This window comes from Actinobaculum sp. 313, from assembly GCF_003073475.1.
Taxonomy (GTDB): domain Bacteria; phylum Actinomycetota; class Actinomycetes; order Actinomycetales; family Actinomycetaceae; genus Asp313.
This window is the reverse complement of the sequence record NZ_CP029033.1, coordinates 609,106-626,932: the sequence shown is the minus strand read 5'-3', so window position 1 is coordinate 626,932 and position 17,827 is coordinate 609,106. Positions and strand designations below refer to the sequence as shown.

The following is a 17,827-nucleotide window of genomic DNA, read 5'->3' as shown; positions in this document are numbered from 1 at the left end:
GAAGACGAAAGGAACACCATGCGTATCGGAATCTTCCCCACCTCCGCCACAGCCTGCGCTGCTGGTGCGCAGATGATCATTGATCGATTCGCCGCCTCACCCGGGGCGGTACTCGGCGTCGCCACCGGATCTACTCCACTTGAGCTCTACGCCGAACTGCGCACGGCCAAGGCCCAGGGCCGCTTCACCTTGGCTCACTCACGAGCCTTCGCCCTGGATGAGTACGTCGGTATCGCCCCCGACCATCCGGAAGCGTATCGAAACGTGCTGCGAGCCGAATTAGTCGGCGAGGATAAAACAGGACTTGCCGAGAAGGACCTTGTCACACCGGATGGGCAACATCCCGATCCGGAGGCCGCCGCAAAGGCTTACGACACGGCAATTCGCGAAGTGGGAGGCATTGACCTGCAGATCCTCGGCATCGGCTCCGATGGGCATATCGCCTTCAACGAGCCGGGCTCCTCACTGGTCTCTCGCACGCACCATGAGGCGCTCGCCGCACAAACGATCACGGATAATGCCCGCTTCTTCGGCAACGACCTGTCACAAGTTCCTACGTCAGCTCTCACGCAGGGCCTCGGGACGATTATGGAAGCGCGCGAGATCATGCTGCTCGCCTTCGGCAGCGGGAAGAGCGCGGCAGTGCGGGAACTCATCGAAGGGCCGATCTCGCAGCGGTGGCCCGCCACGATTCTGCAAATGCATCCGCTGGTGACCGTGTTGCTCGACGAAGCCGCCGCGAGCGACCTCGAGCTTACGGATCTCTACCGCGCACGTTGGAATCTCTCCCAGCGCGCGTGAGCCCATCCGTGTATGGGCGCCGGGGAGTATGAGTCGCAGCAAATCCCTCCCAGCGCGCATGAGTGCACGGCGAGTCTTAACGAGGCGCATCTGCGCGAGAGTAGTCTCTTCCGGTGCGTGATCGTTGGTAGGCAGCTGCGAGTTTAGGTAGGCGGTAGCCAGTTGCAAGCTCAGGTAGTCGGTAGGCTCCGAGATCGCCGAGCATGAAACCTCGCTGCGCAGATTCTCAGGGCCACCAAGCAGGCTCAAGGCTGCCACGCAGCTTCCCGGGGCGGCCATGCGGGTGCTCGAAGCATCCGGCACGCTCATGCATCGATCCTCACATGCCTCTACACTGGAGAGGTACGCAATCGCGGTGGTGGGTGCCGCTGCAGTGAGGCAGATGATGCTGTACACGGGGAAGGTATACGACGGATACGGTGAAGCGATTGGCGCCGGTCTCGAGTTGGACGACGGCGGCCGCCTGGTCCGCGTCGTCACGAGCGATTATGTTTCCTCCCCGGATAGAGAAACGATGCGACGCGACGACGACCCGGCTGCGGGCAGCCCCACCGCACATCCCAGTACCGACGGCGGCCGTAGCGCCTTCCGGAATCACACCGACTATGCGCAGCGCGGCAGGCCGAAGGATACGCAGTTCGCTGCAACCCGGGCGGGTGCTACCGCGGACTCGGCCGCCGAGCATGGTGGTACCTGCGGAGCCTTTATCATCCCTGGCCTTGTCGACATCCACTGTCACGGTGGGGGTGGCGTCTCCTTCTCCGATTTGCCCACCGGCAGTCCCGCCCCGCGTACTGGCGAGTTTAAGAGGCCCACTCATAGTCCCGGCCAACTCGCGTGTACTCACGGCCAGGCCACCGGCAATTCACCACAACCCGCGTGTACTCACGCTCAATCCGCCGGAAATCCCCCGGAACCCACGTGTACTGGCGATCCGCCCGGCGACGGTCCAGACCGCACCGCCGATGGCGCTATTGAAACGGCCATCCTTACCCATCGGCGACGCGGAACGACTGCGTTGTTGGCCTCGCTCGTCTCCTTAGCGGAACCAGAACCATATATCGATGCTCTCATCCCCTGTGCGAGACGGGTGAGCTTGCCGGTATTCACCTCGAAGGGCCGTTTATTTCACCACGCCGGGCCGGAGCGCAGAACCCGCATGCAATTCAGCCCATCGACCTGGCAAAACTGCGCGACTGGTTGACCAGAGGACGCGGCTGGATCAGAACGGTCACGCTCGCGCCAGAGTTACCCGGAGCAGACGATGCTGCACTGCTGGCGCTGAGTCATGGCGCGCATCCCTCGTGGGGGCACACCAATGCCGATGCCGCGACCGCGCGCAAACTGCTCGATGCCATCTGCAAGCCAACCTCTTCGCAGGCGGCCAGGCAGCATACGGCAGCTCCACAGATGATCACCCACCTGTTCAATGGCATGACACCCTTCTCCCACCGCGAACCGGGGCCGGTCCGGGAATTCATTTGCGCGGCGCGCTCCGGGCGGGCCACCGCAGAGATCATTGCCGATGGCGTCCATGTGGCCCCGGAGGTGGTGGAAGACGTTCTTGCGTTCGTTGCGTCAAGAAGGTCCCGGCGCCGCCAACCACTCGGGGTGTGCTTTGTTACGGACGCATCGGCGGCCGCAGGCTCGCCGCCGGGACGTTTTCTACTCGGCAGAGTCGCGGTAGAGCTACGGGCGGGAGGATGCTATGTGGCTGGCACAGATACCCTCGCCGGAGGCGCGACGACATTGGCGGACCAACTACGGCTGTTCGCGCTGCGGGGCCGCCTGCCCTTCGGTAGTATTGTCAATGCGTGCGTGGCAACGCCCGCGCTTGCCGCCGGTATTGCGAGTACTCCGGGTGTCACCCTCACTTTTGAGCGCGGCCATGCGCCGAGTTTCCTGGTACTTGATTCGACCTTCCGTGTGGTCGCCGTCGTACGTGAAGGGCATCGACTCACGGACCACTAGTCGAGTCGTGCAGAAGAGTCAGGCCTATAAGCCTCACACATCACACAGCAGGAAGCCTTGCGCTATGTGAGATACCTCAGTCCGCACGCGCATCACGGCTCGCGACGCCACACGAGCCACGCCAATGCTGGACCGCGCATGCGGGAGGCCCTAGTCCGCATACCTCGCGGCACGACTCACAGTAGTATGTAGCCCGGTCAGGCGCCCCGGCCCGCGCGCCTCACGGCACATGTTCCACGCCCGGCACTCGTGCGAACAAATCATCGACGATCCCGCTCGGCTCCCCCACCATGGACAGTGCGAGAACAAATTCCTCCCACGGCCAGTTCTCCTTCTCGATATCACGCGGGCAGGCGAAGAAGAAGCCCTCCGGGTCGATCTGCGAGGCGTGAGCGCGCAGGGCGGCGTCGCGCTGTGGGAAGAAATCGCCAACGTTGATCCGGGCCGACGGCGCTGCCTCCGGAAGGTCCTCGCGCGCGGAGACCAGCGACGCATACGGCGATTCGTGGCCGGCGCGCCGGATCGCCCGATCCAGGGTACGCAACCGCCGCGCATTGAAGGTGAGATCGTAATAGACCTTTGAGACCTGCCAGGCTTCGCCCAGCTCCGGCCACAGCCCGGGATCGGCAGCCTTACGTACCGCTTCCATGGCGACCACGTGCGAACGCACATGGTCCGGATGCGGGTAGCCGCCACGCTCGTCATAGCAGGTCAGCACCTGCGGGCGGAACTCTCGAATCTGCGAAACCAGCGCCTTCACCGGAATCTCCAGCGGTTGGACGGCGAAGCAGCCCCCGGGCAGCTCCACATCCGGGTAGCCGTCCGGCAGCCCTGAGTCCACGAAGCCCAACCAGTGATGCTCAATTCCGAGCGCTTGCGCGGCCTGCGCCATTTCCCGCCGTCGAATATCCGTCATCGGCTCGTCGGGGTAAGCGGGCACGAAATGCGGGTTGAGGATGGAGCCCCGCTCGCCGCCGGTACAGGTGACTACTCGGACTCGCCCCACCTGGGCGTATTTCGCCATCATTCCCGCACCTTTGGACGATTCGTCGTCCGGATGCGCATGCACAGCCATGAGGCGTCGTTCGGTAGCCATTTGCTCCTCCTTGTGGGATCGACGACGACGTCCGCCGCAATTCCAACGACGTCGCCGACTTCTCGTGGTACCGCCGAAGAACAAAAACTACGACGGCGGCGCAGCAGCCTACCACGTGAGCATAGTCAGTACCGGCTACTATTGCTCGCCCTGTCCGTTCTCTCTCCCATGGTCTGCGCCACCTTGCCGCTTTTCGATCACGTGTGCCGCGTGCATTCTTTCGCCAAACCGAGACTACGCCAGGCAAGCTTATGCATCGCATCGCCCCAGGCCGCGCGCATTCTTTCGCCAAACCGAGACTACGCCCTGGGCAAATCCCGGCGACCGACTCTTGAAAAACGGCGTACCGCTGGTATTGTTGCCAGCAGATCAAGATGTCCGCTGCGGCGGGCATAACTTTTTTCGTCAACACTCGGCTGCACCTGCTCGCACTTTTCAAGGACGGGCCACCCGGTCGAGACATGCTTCGGAAGGAGAGGCACATGGCTGAGAGCAGTCAGGGAACCTGGCTATCGCCCGAAAGCTACGCGAAGCTGCAGGCTGAGTTGGAGCAGATGACAACTGTTGGCCGCGCCGAAATCGCTCAAAAAATTGAGGCTGCACGCTCGGAAGGCGATCTGCGTGAGAATGGCGGCTATCAGGCGGCCCGCGAAGAGCAGTCGAAAATGGAGGGCCGGATCGCCGAGCTGACACATCTGCTGGAGAACGCCCATGTCTCCGAGCCCCCTGCAGCCGATAAGGTAGCGGCAGGCACCGTTATTACCGCGAAGATCGGCGGTGAGGAGGAGCGTTTCCTCCTCGGCTCGCGCGAGGCCGCCGACATGGTGAATATCGAGGTGTACCCCGAGAATGCGCCGCTTGGAAAGGCCATCATGGGCTTGAAAGAGGGCGACTCCACCTCTTTCGCGATGCGCAATGGCCGCCAGATCAAGGTTGAGATCCTTAAAATTGAGCCGTTTGCCGGCTGATCTGTACCCTCGGTGAAACGCTTAGCGCGCTCATGGCGTATTTGCGTGTGCTTACTGCACGTCTTGCGCGTGCCGTTGTACGCGCCCGCCCGAGCACGCACCGCCTACACCGCATTCGAGTCCGGGACATGAGCCACATTCGAGTCCGGGACATCAAGTTTCCGGGCCGCATAGCATAGCCCGACCGTCGTCGCGTTAGGCAAAAGCGCTAACACGCCCGACGCTCCTCATAATCCCAGCCCACTGGAAGGTATGCAGATGTTCATTTGGGATATCGCGAACAAGACCAAGATGGTAACGCCGGAAGAAGCCCTGCCGGGGCGTAGCGAGCCGGTCCTTCCGAACCCGGCCGCCCACACGGTACTGGGAACTGCTATTTTGGCGGATCCCCAGGTGGACCAGGAGGTCATTTACCTGGCCTCGGGCTGCTTCTGGGGAGCAGAGAAAGCCGCCTGGCAGCTCGGAGCCGACACTACGGCCGTGGGATACATGGGCGGATTCACCCCGAATCCCACCTATGAAGAGGTCTGCACCGGCAAAACCGGTCATGCGGAAACCGTGCGCGTCTTGTATTCGCCGAGCAAACTCTCCACGGCAAGCCTGTTGCAGATGTTCTTCGAGTCGCACGATCCAACCAGCCTCAACCGCCAGGGCGGTGATATCGGAACCCAGTACCGGTCGGCGATTTTCCCGACGACGGCGGAGCAGGAACGCATCGCCCACGAAATGGTGGCCCGCTATCAGGTTGTGCTAGCCGAACGAGGATTCGGGCTGATCGTGACGGAGATCGTCCCCTCCTCCCAAGCGGGTGGCTTCTACCCGGCCGAGGACTATCACCAGCAGTACCTCGATAAGAACCCGGGCGGCTATGAGTGCCACTCTCGTACGGGTATCGCCTGCCCTCTGCCCGGCTCCGGGCCTGCAGCTAGTTGAAGGGCTCCTCACCGCAAAGCGTCTGGGGCGGGGAATGGCTGGCTAAGGCCACGCGGCCTCGCCGCGGCGCCGTCGCCAACCGCACAGCGGGCAAGCAAACACCTAGCTGCGAATTGCGAGGGTGCGCAAGTCGAGGGTACGCAGCACGCGATCCACCGTCGCCACATCAAGTTCCGGATCCATTCGAGCGGCCAAGACTTCGGCGCGCGCAGCTTCCAGGGCAACGGTCTGAGCCGACACCATCATGTCATGCTGCTCCTGGTATTTCTCCGGGGAGGAGGAGTGGAACTCCGCCGTCGTCTGCGGGCCTCCCGGTAGGGATTGCAGAAGCGTGATACGCCGGTGCAGCTGACTTCCCCATGCCCGTAGTTTGTCTTTCGTATCTTCCGGTAGGTCCAAGGTGGCCAAGTAACTGTTGAGGGCACGGAGCGCAGCCCGTTCGGCACGGCGGCTCAGACGAATCGCCTCCAGGCGCTGCTTGCGCGGATCTTCCTGCAACTTCAACACGCGAATCAGCCACGGTAGGAGTAATCCGGTTGGAACCAGCGTGATAATCATGACCACGAGCGCGGTGACTACTGCGAAATTGCGGCCTATGACCACTGTTCCCTGCGCAACTGCCGGAAGCGACAATGCCAGTGCCAGGGTTGCCAGACCACGCATGCCACACCACGTCACCACGACGCATTCCCGCCAATTGCGCGGCACTCCGCGCGAGCGTCGCGTCATCCAGTGCAGAACCCAGGTACCGAAGAAACGGATCACAATCACCGCGAGCGCAACCAGGAGTGCCACGGGAAGGTAGCCGACGATGTCACTCCAGCCCTGGTCGGTCACAATATTGCGCAGTTCCACCCCGATGAGTCCGAATGCCGCGCCAATGATCAACAGGTCCGCCACTTCCCAGAAGGATGCGGTGATGACGCGGTCGTGGACGGCTTCCGGAGCGTGACGCCCTATTTCCAGTGCGGTGACAACAACGGCGATCACACCGGAAGCGTGGACTTCCTCCGCCAGCAGGTAAGCGAGGAAGGGCACCACCAGCGTGAGTGCACCCGATGCGGCAGAGCTGCGCAAATGGGTCGTTGCGTAGCTCGCAATCCATCCGACGAGCAAACCAACCGCAACTGCCAATACAGCGCCCACGATGAAGTTACCGGCCACGCCGAGCCCGAAGGCCCGCTCCCCTCTGATAGCCGCCACGGCAGCGGTAAAGAGGATGATGGCGACGGCATCGTTGAAAAGGCTCTCTGTTTGCAGCGCTCGCATGACTCGCCGTGGCAAATGTGCGGGCCCTGCAACAGACTCAACCGCCACCGGATCGGGTGGGGCGACCATAGCCCCGAGAGCCATGGCCAGTGGCAGGCTCAGGGCCGGGACCAGCAATTTCACCAGGCCGGCGACGGCGAAGGCCGTCACGGCTGTAAGCGCGAATGCCATGATGAACAGCGTGCGACGCCGCACGGCAAAGACGCTCCACGAAGCGCGGCGGGCGGTGGAGAATAGCAACGGCGGCAGGAACAGCGGCAGGATTATATCAGGGTCGACGACGAGGCTCGGGGTGAAGGGGAGAAAAGCGAGAGCCGCGGTGCTGATGAGGAGCAGAACCGGATAAGGCAGGTGCGTGCGCTCACCAACGGCGACCGCGAGGATTGTCAGTGCGAATATCGCTAAGATCGTCACTAGACTCGTCATTGTCATCTCCCGCGCTTGTATGGGCCGCTGCTATCGACCGTCGCCTCCAATACCAACTTCTATTATACGAATGGCCATCAGCGGCCTACCAGTGCGTCTTTTCTAAGCGAAACACTGCGGCGAGTCTCCCTGGCCGCGGCATGGCAGGCGAAGAAACCGCGATCCGTAATACCGGTTATCAGCGCAATTGCGTAGCAGCACGTAAACTAACGGCGGTGCGGTATACGCTCCGGGTTGCCTTCTGGCGCCGCCATCTACATCGATGCGAGCCTGACTGCTGCCATAGCGCGGCGGTAGAGTATCCGGGGCACTCCCCACCACGACCCGCTCGGCGCGGTGACCTGCACCGAGAGACTAACGAGAGGAAACTATGGACATCTCCCTTCCCACCGTCAACGGCTCTTTCGGCGAGACGCCTGAACTGACATTCCCTGACAATGACGCGCCGCAGGGCCTGCACGTCGTCGTGCTCGAAGAAGGAACCGGCCCCACGGTGCAAATCGGCCGCGAGATTGAGGTTGATTATCACGGGCAGATCTGGGATGGCGCCGTCTTCGACTCCTCCTTCAATCGTGGGACGCCTACCTCGTTCCCCATTGGCGTCGGCGTCGTGATTCAAGGCTGGGATCAGGGCATCGTTGGAAAGAATGTCGGGTCACGGCTGCTGATCTCGATCCCGCCGGAAAAGGGCTACGGCCGCTCTGGAAATCCGCGTGCGGGCATTAAAGGAACGGACACGCTCGTCTTCGTCGTCGATATTCGCCGCCTCAAGTAGGGCCGCGGGCGTCCGGCTTGTGTTCGAGCAGCGTGGCGCCCGTGTCCTCGCCGCCCACCTGTTGTGCGGGCGTCCTGCAGCCATCCTGTGTCTCGCGTCGATTCCCCCGCCTGATGCGCGGGGTCTGGGCGACCGCGAGTGACAGAGAACTGTCCAAATCCCGTCCAAACGACTGATAACTTGACCGGCTCAGTTTAAGAACTGGCGGATTTCCAAGGATTTCACGACTCGCCCAGCCTCAGCACCTCTTGTTTGGACGGGATCTGGACACTCTCCACCTCAAGACTACACACATCTCCTATGCCAGGCCTTCACAGGCCGCATCCACATGTCGCCGTCGGCCTCCAAGCAAATGCCGCCTCACCGAACGCGCCACAGCGATGGCCGCATCGCCCCCTACAAACCTCACCGTCAAAACCCCGCACTGCAATCGCTCCACAACACAATAGCCCACCCGTGACAACACAAAGTCCCGCATCCCGAGCAACACTTGCGCCTCAAGATATCGCTCCGCCCTGCACACCCCGTTTTACGAACCGATGCATGAACTGCCCCGGCAGCCACACACCACTCACGCCGGAAGGCCTCGCCCACAGTTGGCGGGCGCGATCCCACCTTCAGACACACCACTCACGCTCGGGGCCTCACTCAGCGAACCAGTGCGAGCACCACACAGAAAACGTGGCACCGGAAAACACACAAAGGCGGGGTGGGGATCCAATCCCACCCCGCCTTTGCGCATCGACGCCCAGAGTGCTTCAACGCCCGGTATGTGCCGACTGCTCGGCGCGCGCATGTACGCGTGGCTGTGGCGTCCGCCATCGTAACTCTGCCAACGCCCCTATTCGACCGCACGCTGCGTTGCGGCCCCAAGAGGTGACTGCAACGTTGGCTCCGGCGTCGCACATCACACCACGTCGACTCACGCGGTCTCTTCGGCGTACATTCTCCAAGCTGCGCGGTCGCTTTGACTCGCTACTAGTTGTCTCGCCTCGCTCGACCGCCAACTAACGGTCTGACGCGACAATGGCCAGAATGCGCAGCACCTCAATGTAAATCCACAGCACCGTCATCACGATCGCAAAAGCGCAAGTCCAAGCAAAAGCCTTGGGTGCACCATTAGCAACCGCGAACTTCACCTGCTCCAAATCGGAGATCAGCATGTAGGACGCTGCCACGATGAGAACAAGACCGATAATCACGCCGAGCGGTATGCCGCCCACGCGCATTGAACTGAAGCCCCACATGCGCTGCGAAGCACCCGTCCAGATCACCACGAGGTTGACCAGTCCATAGATGATTCCCGCGATCATCACGGTCATCATGATGCGGAAGCCCTTGGTCGTTGTGCGAACTGCACCGCTGAAGTGCAAAGCCGCCGCAACGCCGACAACGAGGACGGTGCCCAAGACCGCCTGAACGGCAATACCCGGGTAAAGGGCGTCGAGCGCACCGGTTAGTGCGCCAAGGCAAATGCCTTCGAGCACCGAGTACAGCACCGCAAAGATCGGCTTGACCAAGCGCTGCGTCGCCCCGATCATGCCGATGATGAAGGCAGCGATAGTGGTTCCGATCGCGACCGGCATCATGGAGGAGAGTGGAAGCAATGTTGCCGTACCGACGCCGGAGAGCACCGCGAGTGCAAGAAGCGCGAAGGTCTTCACCATGGCGTCGTCGTACGTCATAGTGGTGGTTTGCGCGCTGGCGAATGGCCCATCACTCTGGTATCCGTACTGCGGCATACCCTGTTGCTGGGCAGCGGCGTTGTAGGGCGCGTACGCCTGCGACGCATCCCCTTGCGGGACTCCCTGGCCATTCACCTGAGTTCCGTACGGGTAGGTATTTGGAGTAGCCGTCTGCCCGTTGAAATACGGGTTCCGGCTAATAACCGGGTTATTGGACAAGGTCTTCCTCCTTCGTATGGACTGATGAGCCTAGTCCGGCTAGGGCAATTGTAGCGAAACGCGGGATTTCTTTCACAGGGTATACGCCGAGAGCACAACGTCGTTCGGGCTTCGATGGGGCTCAAGGAGGCGTGGCGAACGCCGAGCAAGAAGCCGAGCCAGGCCATCGGCGAGTCGCATGAGAGAGCCGCAACGGGCGGGATGAGCAGCAGCACCCATCATGCAAGAATCGCAGCCTGTCGAGGATCGCGGCAGCATCTAGCGAGTAGCCGCACTTACCTTGCCATCACTCACACCTACGCAGGACTAGAGCACGACTAGTTCGAGCAGCTGCAGGCATGATGACTAGCCGCCCGCATGATGACAAAACTCACGCCAAATGAGTCACTCAATGACATGCCTCACTTCTGTTGGGGGCCGCGTTGTTGGCATGATCCATACAACCGACGCTGCGGGTCAGCACAACGGATACTGCGGTCGCTTCGCGTCGAGAGCGGACCATGCCGACCTCTTCAAACCCCGACCAGCCGCTTCTGCTTACAATGTTGCAAACGAAAGGATCTTGATGATTACCGTAGAGACCCTGACCAAGCAATACGGAAAAACCCTCGCCGTCGATCAGCTGAGCTTCCGCCTTGCGCCAGGAAAAGTGACAGGCTTCCTCGGCCCGAACGGTTCCGGAAAGTCCACAACCATGCGCTGCATTGTGGGCCTCGACAGACCCACTGCGGGCCGTTGCACTATCGGCGGAGTGGAGTACCGGAACCTGCGCTCCCCCATCACCACCGTGGGCGCGCTTCTGGACACCAATGCCTTCCACCCCAATAGGACCGCCCGTCAACACCTTCGTATCGTCGCGGCAACGCACGGCATTCCCCGGCAACGCGCCGACGACGTACTGGAGCTGACCGGTATCGCGCAGGTCGCCGATAAACGCCTCAAAGGCTTCTCACTCGGCATGGGGCAGCGTCTGGGAATCGCCACCGCGCTGCTCGGAGATCCCGAAGTGTTGCTATTCGACGAGCCGGTTAACGGCCTCGATCCCGACGGCGTGCGCTGGGTGCGTTCATTGATGCGTCAGCTCGCTGGTGAAGGTCGGACCGTTTTCGTTTCTTCACACCTCATGAGCGAGATGGCGCAAACTGCCGACAATCTGGTGGTAATTGGCCGTGGGCGGCTCATTGCCGAGGGGCCGGTTGAACGATTCACGCAGAGCGACGCTCACACGCGGGTGCATGTGGCAGGCCCGGATATGAAGGGGCTTGAACGCGCTCTAACTCAAGGCGGAATCGCATTCGAAAGAACACCGGCGAGCGAAAGGCATCCGGGCGGCATGTTTGACGTCGTCGGAGGTAATCGCGCACAGATCGGGCACCTTGCCCATGAGGCCGGTTTAGAGCTTCACGAACTTTCCGAGACGCATTCGTCGCTGGAAGACGTTTTCATGGAGATGACTCGCGACCAGGTCGTCTACGGTTCCGGCGGCACCGGTAGGGCTCCACATGTAGCGGATATCCCGCTACCACCACCCGCCCCAGGCCACGCAATGCCCGCCCCAGGCCACGCAATGCCCGCCCCGCGGCACATCAATGATCAGCAGGAGGGACTCCGATGACCGCCACCTATCGAACTGCATCCGTCGGACGACCTCGCCTTGTCGATCCGGAACGCTACCATGTTTCATTCTGGGGCTCCCTGCGTGCAGAAATACGCAAGATGACCACACTTCGGTCATTCTGGATCACGGCGATTGTCACGGTTAGCTTGTACACGCTCATTATCTTGGGCATAGCGAAAGCCTTCGACGAATTCGGCGACGGACCGCGCCAAATCCCCGCCGGTGTAATCTCCTACGGCGTCTCCTTCATAGGCATGTTGGTGGTTGTCATCGGGATCTTGCCGGTCACCAATGAGTACTCTGCAAACACGATGCGCACCACTGCCCTCGCAAGCCCGAAACGCCCCAGTGCTTTCCTTGCAAAGATGACTGCAGTCTTCGTTGCTTGCGGCGTGGTGAATCTTGTTTTAGTCACGCTGGCATTTCTCGCTCTACGCTTCGGCTCAGGGACACCCGTCCTACTGGAGAACGGCAACGGCCGCTCCCTGGTGATGTTCTGGCTCGCATTGACCCTCACCGCGTTGATGTCTGCAGGATTCGGTTACGTTGTCCGCTCGACCGCGGGCGGGATGACCGCAGCTTTCGTATTCCTCTATGTGACCAATGGCTTCAGCCTGGTGCCGAGTGCCTGGGTGCGCGACACGCTTTCCGACTACCTGCCCACCAACGTCATGCAAGCCATGGCACAGGCGGATCGAACGGGCGGCCTCGTCGAGTCCGGAGATCTGAGTTGGAGCGCGGCTCTGGCCGTCTGGGTGATCTATACCGTCGTTGTTACGGCGCTCGGCTTCGTCCGGTACAACCGCTCCGATATCTAAAAGCCGCGGGTCAAGGACCCCGAAGCCTCACACCAAAGAAGCTGGCCCAATGGCAAACTGACCGAGTCGCGTCCAAACGAGCCGAGACCGCACTTCATCTGCTCTCAAAAACGGCGAAGCCATGCGAATCTCACATTCACGCAGCACAAGACCCACGCCGTTTGGACGCGATTCGGCCACGTAGAAGGCATCCGCGACGCCACACAGGACCGAAAAGGACGCCGTTTGGACATGATTCGGCCGCAACGAAGCATGCCCATGAACACCGCGCACGCCCGCCGCACCGCATACCCGCATCGCTCGCCACAGTGCGCACCTGCCTCGCCTCACCATGGCCTTGTGCACTCATGACGCCGGTCACCTCACACCCATCGCACTGGACAAACCTCTCCCGCCACCCTATTGTGTTACTGTACTAATACAGTGATGCAGAGAGGAGGAGGATATGCACCTTGATGATGCTCGCCCCATTTGGGTCCAACTGGCGGAAGATTTCCGCATGCGCATCACCTCCGGACGCTGGGCGGCTGGAACGAAGATCCCCAGCGTGCGCGAACTCGCTATGGAAGCAGGGGCGAACCCGAACACCATCCAGCGTGCCCTGGGGGAACTCGACCGCGAAGGCCTCACGGCCACCGAACGGACATCCGGCCGATTCGTCACCTCGGATGCCGCCACCATCGAGACCGCCCGATACACCCTGGCACGGACCGCTGCGGACGTTTATATCGGCGCAGTCATCGCCGTCGGTCTTGGCCTCGAGGACGCCACCAACACTCTTCAAGAGCAGTGGCACGCGCGCGACGTCGCCCAAGACCGTGCCGATTCAGCACCTGGCCGAGCTCGCTCGTCGGAAGCACCTGGCCCGGCCCGTTCATCGGAAGTGGCCAGAGCAAACGCAACTGCTGCCGCGCCCGAAACCGGTACCCAGTCCGCAAGCCGTATCCAGTCCGCAACCGGCACCCAGTCCGCAAGCGACGCCGCACAAGCCACGGTCGATTCCATCGCACCAGACACTTCTGATCGCAAGACGCGCTCACAACAGAAAGGAGACGTATAATGGGCACAATCCCAACTGGAACACCGCTCATCCACGTCGCAAACCTGACAAAGGACTACCGTTCCACCCGCGCTCTCAATGACATCTCACTGTCACTGCCGGCCGGCCACATTGTGGGCCTCATGGGAGAAAACGGCTCCGGCAAAACCACCCTGCTGAAGATCCTGGCCGGCCTACTCTCCGATTGGGAGGGAGATGTCACGATCGCCGGGAACCGGCCCGGGCCGGAAACCAAGGCTACCGTCTCCTTCCTACCGGACACCAGCTTCCTGCCCTCCCGACTCACGTGTGCCGATGCCATTGCGCTTTACGCACGGTTCTTTGCAGACTTCGACGCGGCCAAGGCGTATGAGCTCGTCACCTACTTTGGACTCCCACAACAAGGCAGACTCAAAGAAATGTCCAGGGGTATGCGCGAAAAACTGCAGGTCGCACTCACCATGGCACGCCGTGCCCGCGTCTACCTGCTCGACGAACCCATTTCCGGCGTCGACCCAGCCGCCCGCGAAACCATCCTCGGAGGCATTCTGAACGACTTCAATCCCGAAGCCCTCATGATCATCTCCACCCATTTGATCGCCGACGTCGAAACCATCGTCGATTCTGTGGTCTTCCTTCGTGCCGGTCGCATCCTCTTAACCGGCGACGCCGACGATTTGCGCGCCCAAAACAATCTCAGCCTCGATGGCCTCTTCCGGAAGGAGTACCGCTAATGCTCACCACTCTTCTCAGCCAGGAATTGCGGACCAATTGGCGCCGTATCCTTGCCATTGTCGTCGTCATGTCAGTCGTTGGACTGTCCGCAGCAGCTGCGAGTCTCGCGGACACGCCCATTGTCGAAACCGAGCTCATGGGGATAGCACTGGCGTCTTTCCTCTCCATTCCCGTTTTCATATTCCTTCTTCTCTTGATCGAGTACTGGCGGAGCCTGTATGGCAAGAGTGGCTACTTCACCTTCATGATCCCGGTACGCGGGCGGGCCATCTTCGCTGCCAAGCTCCTGTTCATGATCCTGACTACCGTCGTTGGCACGATCCTCGCCATCGCCGGATGCTTCCTAACGGCATGGATGAACAGCCAGAAAACCAGCTCGGTTAATGGTGAGCTCCTTAATCTTGTCCTTGATGCGCTTACAGTAGTAGGCCCGTGGTTGTGGGTGGTGATTCCCGCTGGCATCATCGCCGTCATCGCGTTGATTGTCGGCCTGGTGGCTAGCCTCAGCATCAGTTCCCAGTCGCGCTGGAATCATCTCGGCCTCGGAGCCCCTGTGATTGGCAGCGTTTTGTTCTTCTTCAGCGTCACAGTCACCGCTGGCTTCATGAGTTGGGTCGTGCCCTTGCGACTCCACTACGATCATGAGGCGTTGCTTCAGCGTTGGCAGCATCGCGGGTGGCTGTACCACGAGATAATGGGCGACCTGGAGTACGCCACCGCCCGCTCAAATTTCGGCCTTATTGACTTTGGGCCGATCCTCGCAGTGGTGATACTCGCAGGCCTTCTGGGCTGGTGGGCGGTTCGTAGCATTGAGGATCATACATCGGTGCGCTGAACACCAGGTTCCGGCCCGTGGCCAAGCCTTGCAGAGATCAGGCGCATGGCCAAGCCTCACAGAGATTGAGAATCATACATCGGCACGCGAGGCACCAGGAGTGGCCATCAAGCCGGCACCGAGGCAGTTCTTGTTGACCGCTAGCTCTGGCGGCTACCAACTGGTCGTACCGACGACGACTTGGCCGAGAACCGACGACCGTCTGACCGGTCCAAGCAACCATCGAGAAGGAACCATTGAGAAACAGCCAGTGAGAAGCAACCACTGATCGGCCACAGCGGCGAACCGCCGCCCCGAGTAATGGCAACTTCGGCGCCGACCGGGTGAGGACCCTGAGTTGTGTTCTGCACGCTCCCTCGCTCGGTCGGCACTCTCTGAGCACGCCGCCTCGCCGCGGCCGTAGAGCGTCTGACAGGTAGTGGCATCACGCCCCTCTCCCATCACGCCCGCCACCAACTACGATCACGCCCTATCCCGCGACCGCGCATCGGCGTCGACCGCGTCGCCTCGCGCATCCTCCGGCGACACCGTGGAGGAGAACATGCTGACCAGCGTATTCGGGGCTCATCCCTCACGCCCCGGCAACTCTACCGACACCAATCAGAGCACGGAAGGCCCTCCAGAGAGCCGAAGCCCATCGCTGCTTCCTACACCAACCCAAGCGAACGCACGAGATGCGGCATCGTCGTCGACGGGTGGGGCCCCTGGGTATTCACCTCTGGTTCTGCAACTCCCTTCAGCCTTGAACGTTCGCAAGCCGAACCAATCTCCTCCCAAGGGAAACTACCCGGCAAAGACTTCTGTTCTTTTGAGGTCAACCCGGTCAACTGCCTATATCTCTGCTGGGCTTCATTTTGGTCCTGAAAATTACCAACTTGCTCATAGTGGGCAATCAGCCACACCTCAAAGCACGGGAGCGAGACGACCCCGTAGAACATCGTCCCCTTTCCTCTCCGCTTCGCAGGCCTTGAACGCCGTAAGCACTCTGCGAGAAACTCACTCCTGTCCTCACCGTCGTGGTCCACCACGATCCACACCTCATCAAACGCCGAGGTGGCGTGTTGGTACTCTAACTTGCGCATCAACGTCATCGGGTCCCCGGGGATTGGCCTACCCAAAGTCACGGCCACATCATTCGGTGCCGTTCGGCGTTTCAATTCTTCCAAGTACAACCTCTCGGTCTTCTCGCCGTTAGTTACAAGGAGAACCGTTTTACGTACCTCTCTACGATTCGCACGCCTACCATTTCGGCGGGTGATGTCTTTCGACATACTCAGCCCTCACTATCGGCGTTGTCGGCAGCAACATGGGCTAGTAGCCGCGAAAGATCAACCCGCGGCATTGCCCCGAAACGTCCCGAGAGATACCGCTTTTGCTCGTTGTTTCCTTTCCGAGTGTCATACTCGTCCAGCGATACAATTTCACTGCACCCCGCAGCATCTTTCTCACAGAACCAGACCTCTGGCGGCTCCAACTGTCGCGTTGGAACGTTTCCCAGAAGTGCAGTGTCGTGGGTCGAAAAAACGAGTTGTGCGCCAGTCTTGTTAAAGTCAGGGTCCTTGAACATACTGACGAGCGTGGCCACGAGTGCTGGATGTAGGCTTGCATCCAGTTCATCGACGACGAGGACCTTTCCCTTTCGCAGAGTATCAACGGCCGGTCCTATGGTTGCGAGCCACGTGCGAGTTCCTTCGCTCTGCGCATTGAGGCTCAGCTCAAACTCCGTACCATCCGGACCGCTATGAACAAATACAAGCGCTCGCGCAACCGGACTCAACAAATCTTCCGGAAGCTCCACACCTTCCTCCTCCTGCGACGCCAGCGATTTGTACAACGACCGAATATGTTCAAGCACCTTGGGGGGTACGTCCTGCTCGCGCACTTCAATTCGTTTGATTCCAAGATCAGCCGCCTGCGCTAGAGCATTGACCATCGCCTGCCAATAGAGCGGATCTTCTAGGATCCTGGTCATCACCCAGTCGATCCGCTCACGTTGTGCGAACTCGCTATGCTCTACGATCGTCACCGAAACACCGACACGCAACCCTTTGGCAACGGGAGCAAGAGTTGTGTGGCCATAGCGGTATGCCGCGGCCAAGAACAAATCCTGGGAAGTTGTCACCTTGAGAACCTGCGCCGTCGGACCAATAAGCCCAGTCCCTGCCTTGACTTCAATCACACCACCCTCCGTCTGCGTCCGAGTGAAAAGATGACGCCGCACACCGCGCGGGTATGCATGGAGAGACTCAAAGGAAATTCCCCATGGATGTGCTTCAACCGTGTAGTGGTAGCGAACGCTATCGACCACGAAGTTGACGTCATACACAGTCGGAAGGCTGAGATTCTCATCCCGGGAGCGATCCGGGTTATGAAGCCGACTACTGAATCGCGCCGATTCAGTAACCGCAGCACACAGCCTGCTGAATGCGCGTAGAAAGGTAGATTTACCCGAAGCATTGGCACCATAGAGTGCTGCAGCACGGTACGTTACATCAATCCATGACTGGTCGGCCTTTGGAACCTGGGTACGAAGGCTAGGACGTACAAGATTAATCGACGCTTCATCAGCGAAGCACTGGTAGTTGGAGACGCTAAAGTCGAGCAACATACCTTGATCATATCGCAATCAGAGACCTTTT

Annotated in this window: 16 protein-coding genes; 11 read left to right on the top strand and 5 right to left on the bottom strand. The window is 60.6% G+C overall.

The window, feature by feature from the left end:
- Nucleotides 1–18: 18 nt before the first annotated feature.
- The 3 genes from DDD63_RS02725 to DDD63_RS02715 all read left to right on the top strand — a co-directional run bounded on the left by DDD63_RS02725 (nucleotide 19) and on the right by DDD63_RS02715 (nucleotide 2,772).
- Complete coding sequence (locus DDD63_RS02725; protein WP_108715082.1) at nucleotides 19–801, top strand: glucosamine-6-phosphate deaminase; 783 nt, start codon at nucleotides 19–21, stop codon at nucleotides 799–801.
- A gap of 277 nt (nucleotides 802–1,078) precedes the next feature.
- Nucleotides 1,079–2,005, top strand: coding sequence for a hypothetical protein (locus tag DDD63_RS02720; protein ID WP_108715081.1), 927 nt, complete (start codon nucleotides 1,079–1,081; stop codon nucleotides 2,003–2,005).
- Complete coding sequence (locus DDD63_RS02715; protein ID WP_108715080.1) at nucleotides 2,002–2,772, top strand: hypothetical protein; 771 nt, start codon at nucleotides 2,002–2,004, stop codon at nucleotides 2,770–2,772. Before DDD63_RS02720 ends, DDD63_RS02715 begins: the two co-directional genes overlap by 4 nt.
- 220 nt (nucleotides 2,773–2,992) lie before the next feature.
- Here DDD63_RS02715 and mca read toward each other — a convergent pair whose 3' ends face one another.
- Entirely contained in the window at nucleotides 2,993–3,868 is an 876-nt protein-coding gene (mca, locus tag DDD63_RS02710) for a mycothiol conjugate amidase Mca (protein ID WP_108715079.1), read from the bottom strand.
- A 482-nt stretch (nucleotides 3,869–4,350) separates the two neighbouring features.
- Between mca and greA the strand changes: the two genes are divergently transcribed.
- Together greA and msrA are read left to right on the top strand one after the other, a co-directional pair.
- Complete coding sequence (gene greA / locus DDD63_RS02705; RefSeq protein WP_108715078.1) at nucleotides 4,351–4,836, top strand: transcription elongation factor GreA; 486 nt, start codon at nucleotides 4,351–4,353, stop codon at nucleotides 4,834–4,836.
- Between the two features lie 252 nt (nucleotides 4,837–5,088).
- On the top strand, nucleotides 5,089–5,769 hold the full coding sequence (gene msrA / locus DDD63_RS02700; RefSeq protein ID WP_108715077.1) for a peptide-methionine (S)-S-oxide reductase MsrA: 681 nt from the start codon (nucleotides 5,089–5,091) through the stop codon (nucleotides 5,767–5,769).
- Nucleotides 5,770–5,871: 102 nt separating this feature from the next.
- On the opposite strand, the gene DDD63_RS02695 is transcribed toward msrA, so the two are convergent.
- A complete protein-coding gene (locus tag DDD63_RS02695; RefSeq protein ID WP_164505431.1) occupies nucleotides 5,872–7,464 on the bottom strand; it encodes a sodium:proton antiporter in 1,593 nt (530 codons plus the stop codon).
- 370 nt (nucleotides 7,465–7,834) lie between these two features.
- On the opposite strand from DDD63_RS02695, the gene DDD63_RS02690 reads away from it, so the two are divergent.
- Nucleotides 7,835–8,239 carry an FKBP-type peptidyl-prolyl cis-trans isomerase gene (locus tag DDD63_RS02690; protein WP_108715075.1) on the top strand — a complete coding sequence of 135 codons (405 nt, stop codon included), beginning with the start codon at nucleotides 7,835–7,837 and terminating at the stop codon, nucleotides 8,237–8,239.
- Between the two features lie 1,007 nt (nucleotides 8,240–9,246).
- On the opposite strand, the gene DDD63_RS02685 is transcribed toward DDD63_RS02690, so the two are convergent.
- On the bottom strand, nucleotides 9,247–10,143 hold the full coding sequence (locus DDD63_RS02685; protein WP_108715074.1) for a Bax inhibitor-1/YccA family protein: 897 nt from the start codon (nucleotides 10,141–10,143) through the stop codon (nucleotides 9,247–9,249).
- Nucleotides 10,144–10,708: 565 nt separating this feature from the next.
- Between DDD63_RS02685 and DDD63_RS02680 the strand changes: the two genes are divergently transcribed.
- From DDD63_RS02680 to DDD63_RS02655, 5 genes are all read left to right on the top strand, one after another.
- A complete protein-coding gene (locus DDD63_RS02680) occupies nucleotides 10,709–11,758 on the top strand; it encodes an ABC transporter ATP-binding protein (protein ID WP_108716614.1) in 1,050 nt (349 codons plus the stop codon).
- Nucleotides 11,755–12,579: an ABC transporter permease subunit gene (locus DDD63_RS02675; RefSeq protein WP_108715073.1), complete on the top strand. Its 825-nt coding sequence runs from the start codon at nucleotides 11,755–11,757 to the stop codon at nucleotides 12,577–12,579. Before DDD63_RS02680 ends, DDD63_RS02675 begins: the two co-directional genes overlap by 4 nt.
- Nucleotides 12,580–13,024: 445 nt before the next feature.
- Nucleotides 13,025–13,639, top strand: coding sequence for a GntR family transcriptional regulator (locus DDD63_RS13320; protein ID WP_108715071.1), 615 nt, complete (start codon nucleotides 13,025–13,027; stop codon nucleotides 13,637–13,639).
- The gene (locus DDD63_RS02660) at nucleotides 13,639–14,352 is read left to right on the top strand and encodes an ABC transporter ATP-binding protein (RefSeq protein ID WP_108715070.1); all 714 of its coding nucleotides are present in this window, start codon (nucleotides 13,639–13,641) and stop codon (nucleotides 14,350–14,352) included. The genes DDD63_RS13320 and DDD63_RS02660 overlap by 1 nt, the downstream gene beginning before the upstream one ends.
- Nucleotides 14,352–15,188: a hypothetical protein gene (locus DDD63_RS02655; protein ID WP_108715069.1), complete on the top strand. Its 837-nt coding sequence runs from the start codon at nucleotides 14,352–14,354 to the stop codon at nucleotides 15,186–15,188. Before DDD63_RS02660 ends, DDD63_RS02655 begins: the two co-directional genes overlap by 1 nt.
- A 647-nt stretch (nucleotides 15,189–15,835) precedes the next feature.
- Here DDD63_RS02655 and DDD63_RS02650 read toward each other — a convergent pair.
- Together DDD63_RS02650 and DDD63_RS02645 are read right to left on the bottom strand one after the other, a co-directional pair.
- Entirely contained in the window at nucleotides 15,836–16,459 is a 624-nt protein-coding gene (locus DDD63_RS02650; RefSeq protein WP_108715068.1) for an RloB family protein, read from the bottom strand.
- A 2-nt stretch (nucleotides 16,460–16,461) separates the two neighbouring features.
- Nucleotides 16,462–17,796 carry an ATP-binding protein gene (locus DDD63_RS02645; RefSeq protein WP_108715067.1) on the bottom strand — a complete coding sequence of 445 codons (1,335 nt, stop codon included), beginning with the start codon at nucleotides 17,794–17,796 and terminating at the stop codon, nucleotides 16,462–16,464.
- Between the last annotated feature and the right edge of the window lie 31 nt (nucleotides 17,797–17,827).

Excerpts from the sequence above, each read along its gene's own strand:
- DDD63_RS02725 (WP_108715082.1), top strand. The coding sequence starts at position 19 with ATGCGTATCGGAATCTTCCCCACCTCCGCCACAGCCTGCGCTGCTGGT.
- DDD63_RS02720 (WP_108715081.1), top strand. The coding sequence starts at position 1,079 with ATGCGGGTGCTCGAAGCATCCGGCACGCTCATGCATCGATCCTCACAT.
- mca (WP_108715079.1), bottom strand. The coding sequence starts at position 3,868 with ATGGCTACCGAACGACGCCTCATGGCTGTGCATGCGCATCCGGACGAC.
- greA (WP_108715078.1), top strand. The coding sequence starts at position 4,351 with ATGGCTGAGAGCAGTCAGGGAACCTGGCTATCGCCCGAAAGCTACGCG.
- msrA (WP_108715077.1), top strand. The coding sequence starts at position 5,089 with ATGCAGATGTTCATTTGGGATATCGCGAACAAGACCAAGATGGTAACG.
- DDD63_RS02695 (WP_164505431.1), bottom strand. The coding sequence starts at position 7,464 with ATGACGAGTCTAGTGACGATCTTAGCGATATTCGCACTGACAATCCTC.
- DDD63_RS02690 (WP_108715075.1), top strand. The coding sequence starts at position 7,835 with ATGGACATCTCCCTTCCCACCGTCAACGGCTCTTTCGGCGAGACGCCT.
- DDD63_RS02680 (WP_108716614.1), top strand. The coding sequence starts at position 10,709 with ATGATTACCGTAGAGACCCTGACCAAGCAATACGGAAAAACCCTCGCC.
- DDD63_RS02675 (WP_108715073.1), top strand. The coding sequence starts at position 11,755 with ATGACCGCCACCTATCGAACTGCATCCGTCGGACGACCTCGCCTTGTC.
- DDD63_RS13320 (WP_108715071.1), top strand. The coding sequence starts at position 13,025 with ATGCACCTTGATGATGCTCGCCCCATTTGGGTCCAACTGGCGGAAGAT.
- DDD63_RS02660 (WP_108715070.1), top strand. The coding sequence starts at position 13,639 with ATGGGCACAATCCCAACTGGAACACCGCTCATCCACGTCGCAAACCTG.
- DDD63_RS02655 (WP_108715069.1), top strand. The coding sequence starts at position 14,352 with ATGCTCACCACTCTTCTCAGCCAGGAATTGCGGACCAATTGGCGCCGT.
- DDD63_RS02650 (WP_108715068.1), bottom strand. The coding sequence starts at position 16,459 with ATGTCGAAAGACATCACCCGCCGAAATGGTAGGCGTGCGAATCGTAGA.
- DDD63_RS02645 (WP_108715067.1), bottom strand. The coding sequence starts at position 17,796 with ATGTTGCTCGACTTTAGCGTCTCCAACTACCAGTGCTTCGCTGATGAA.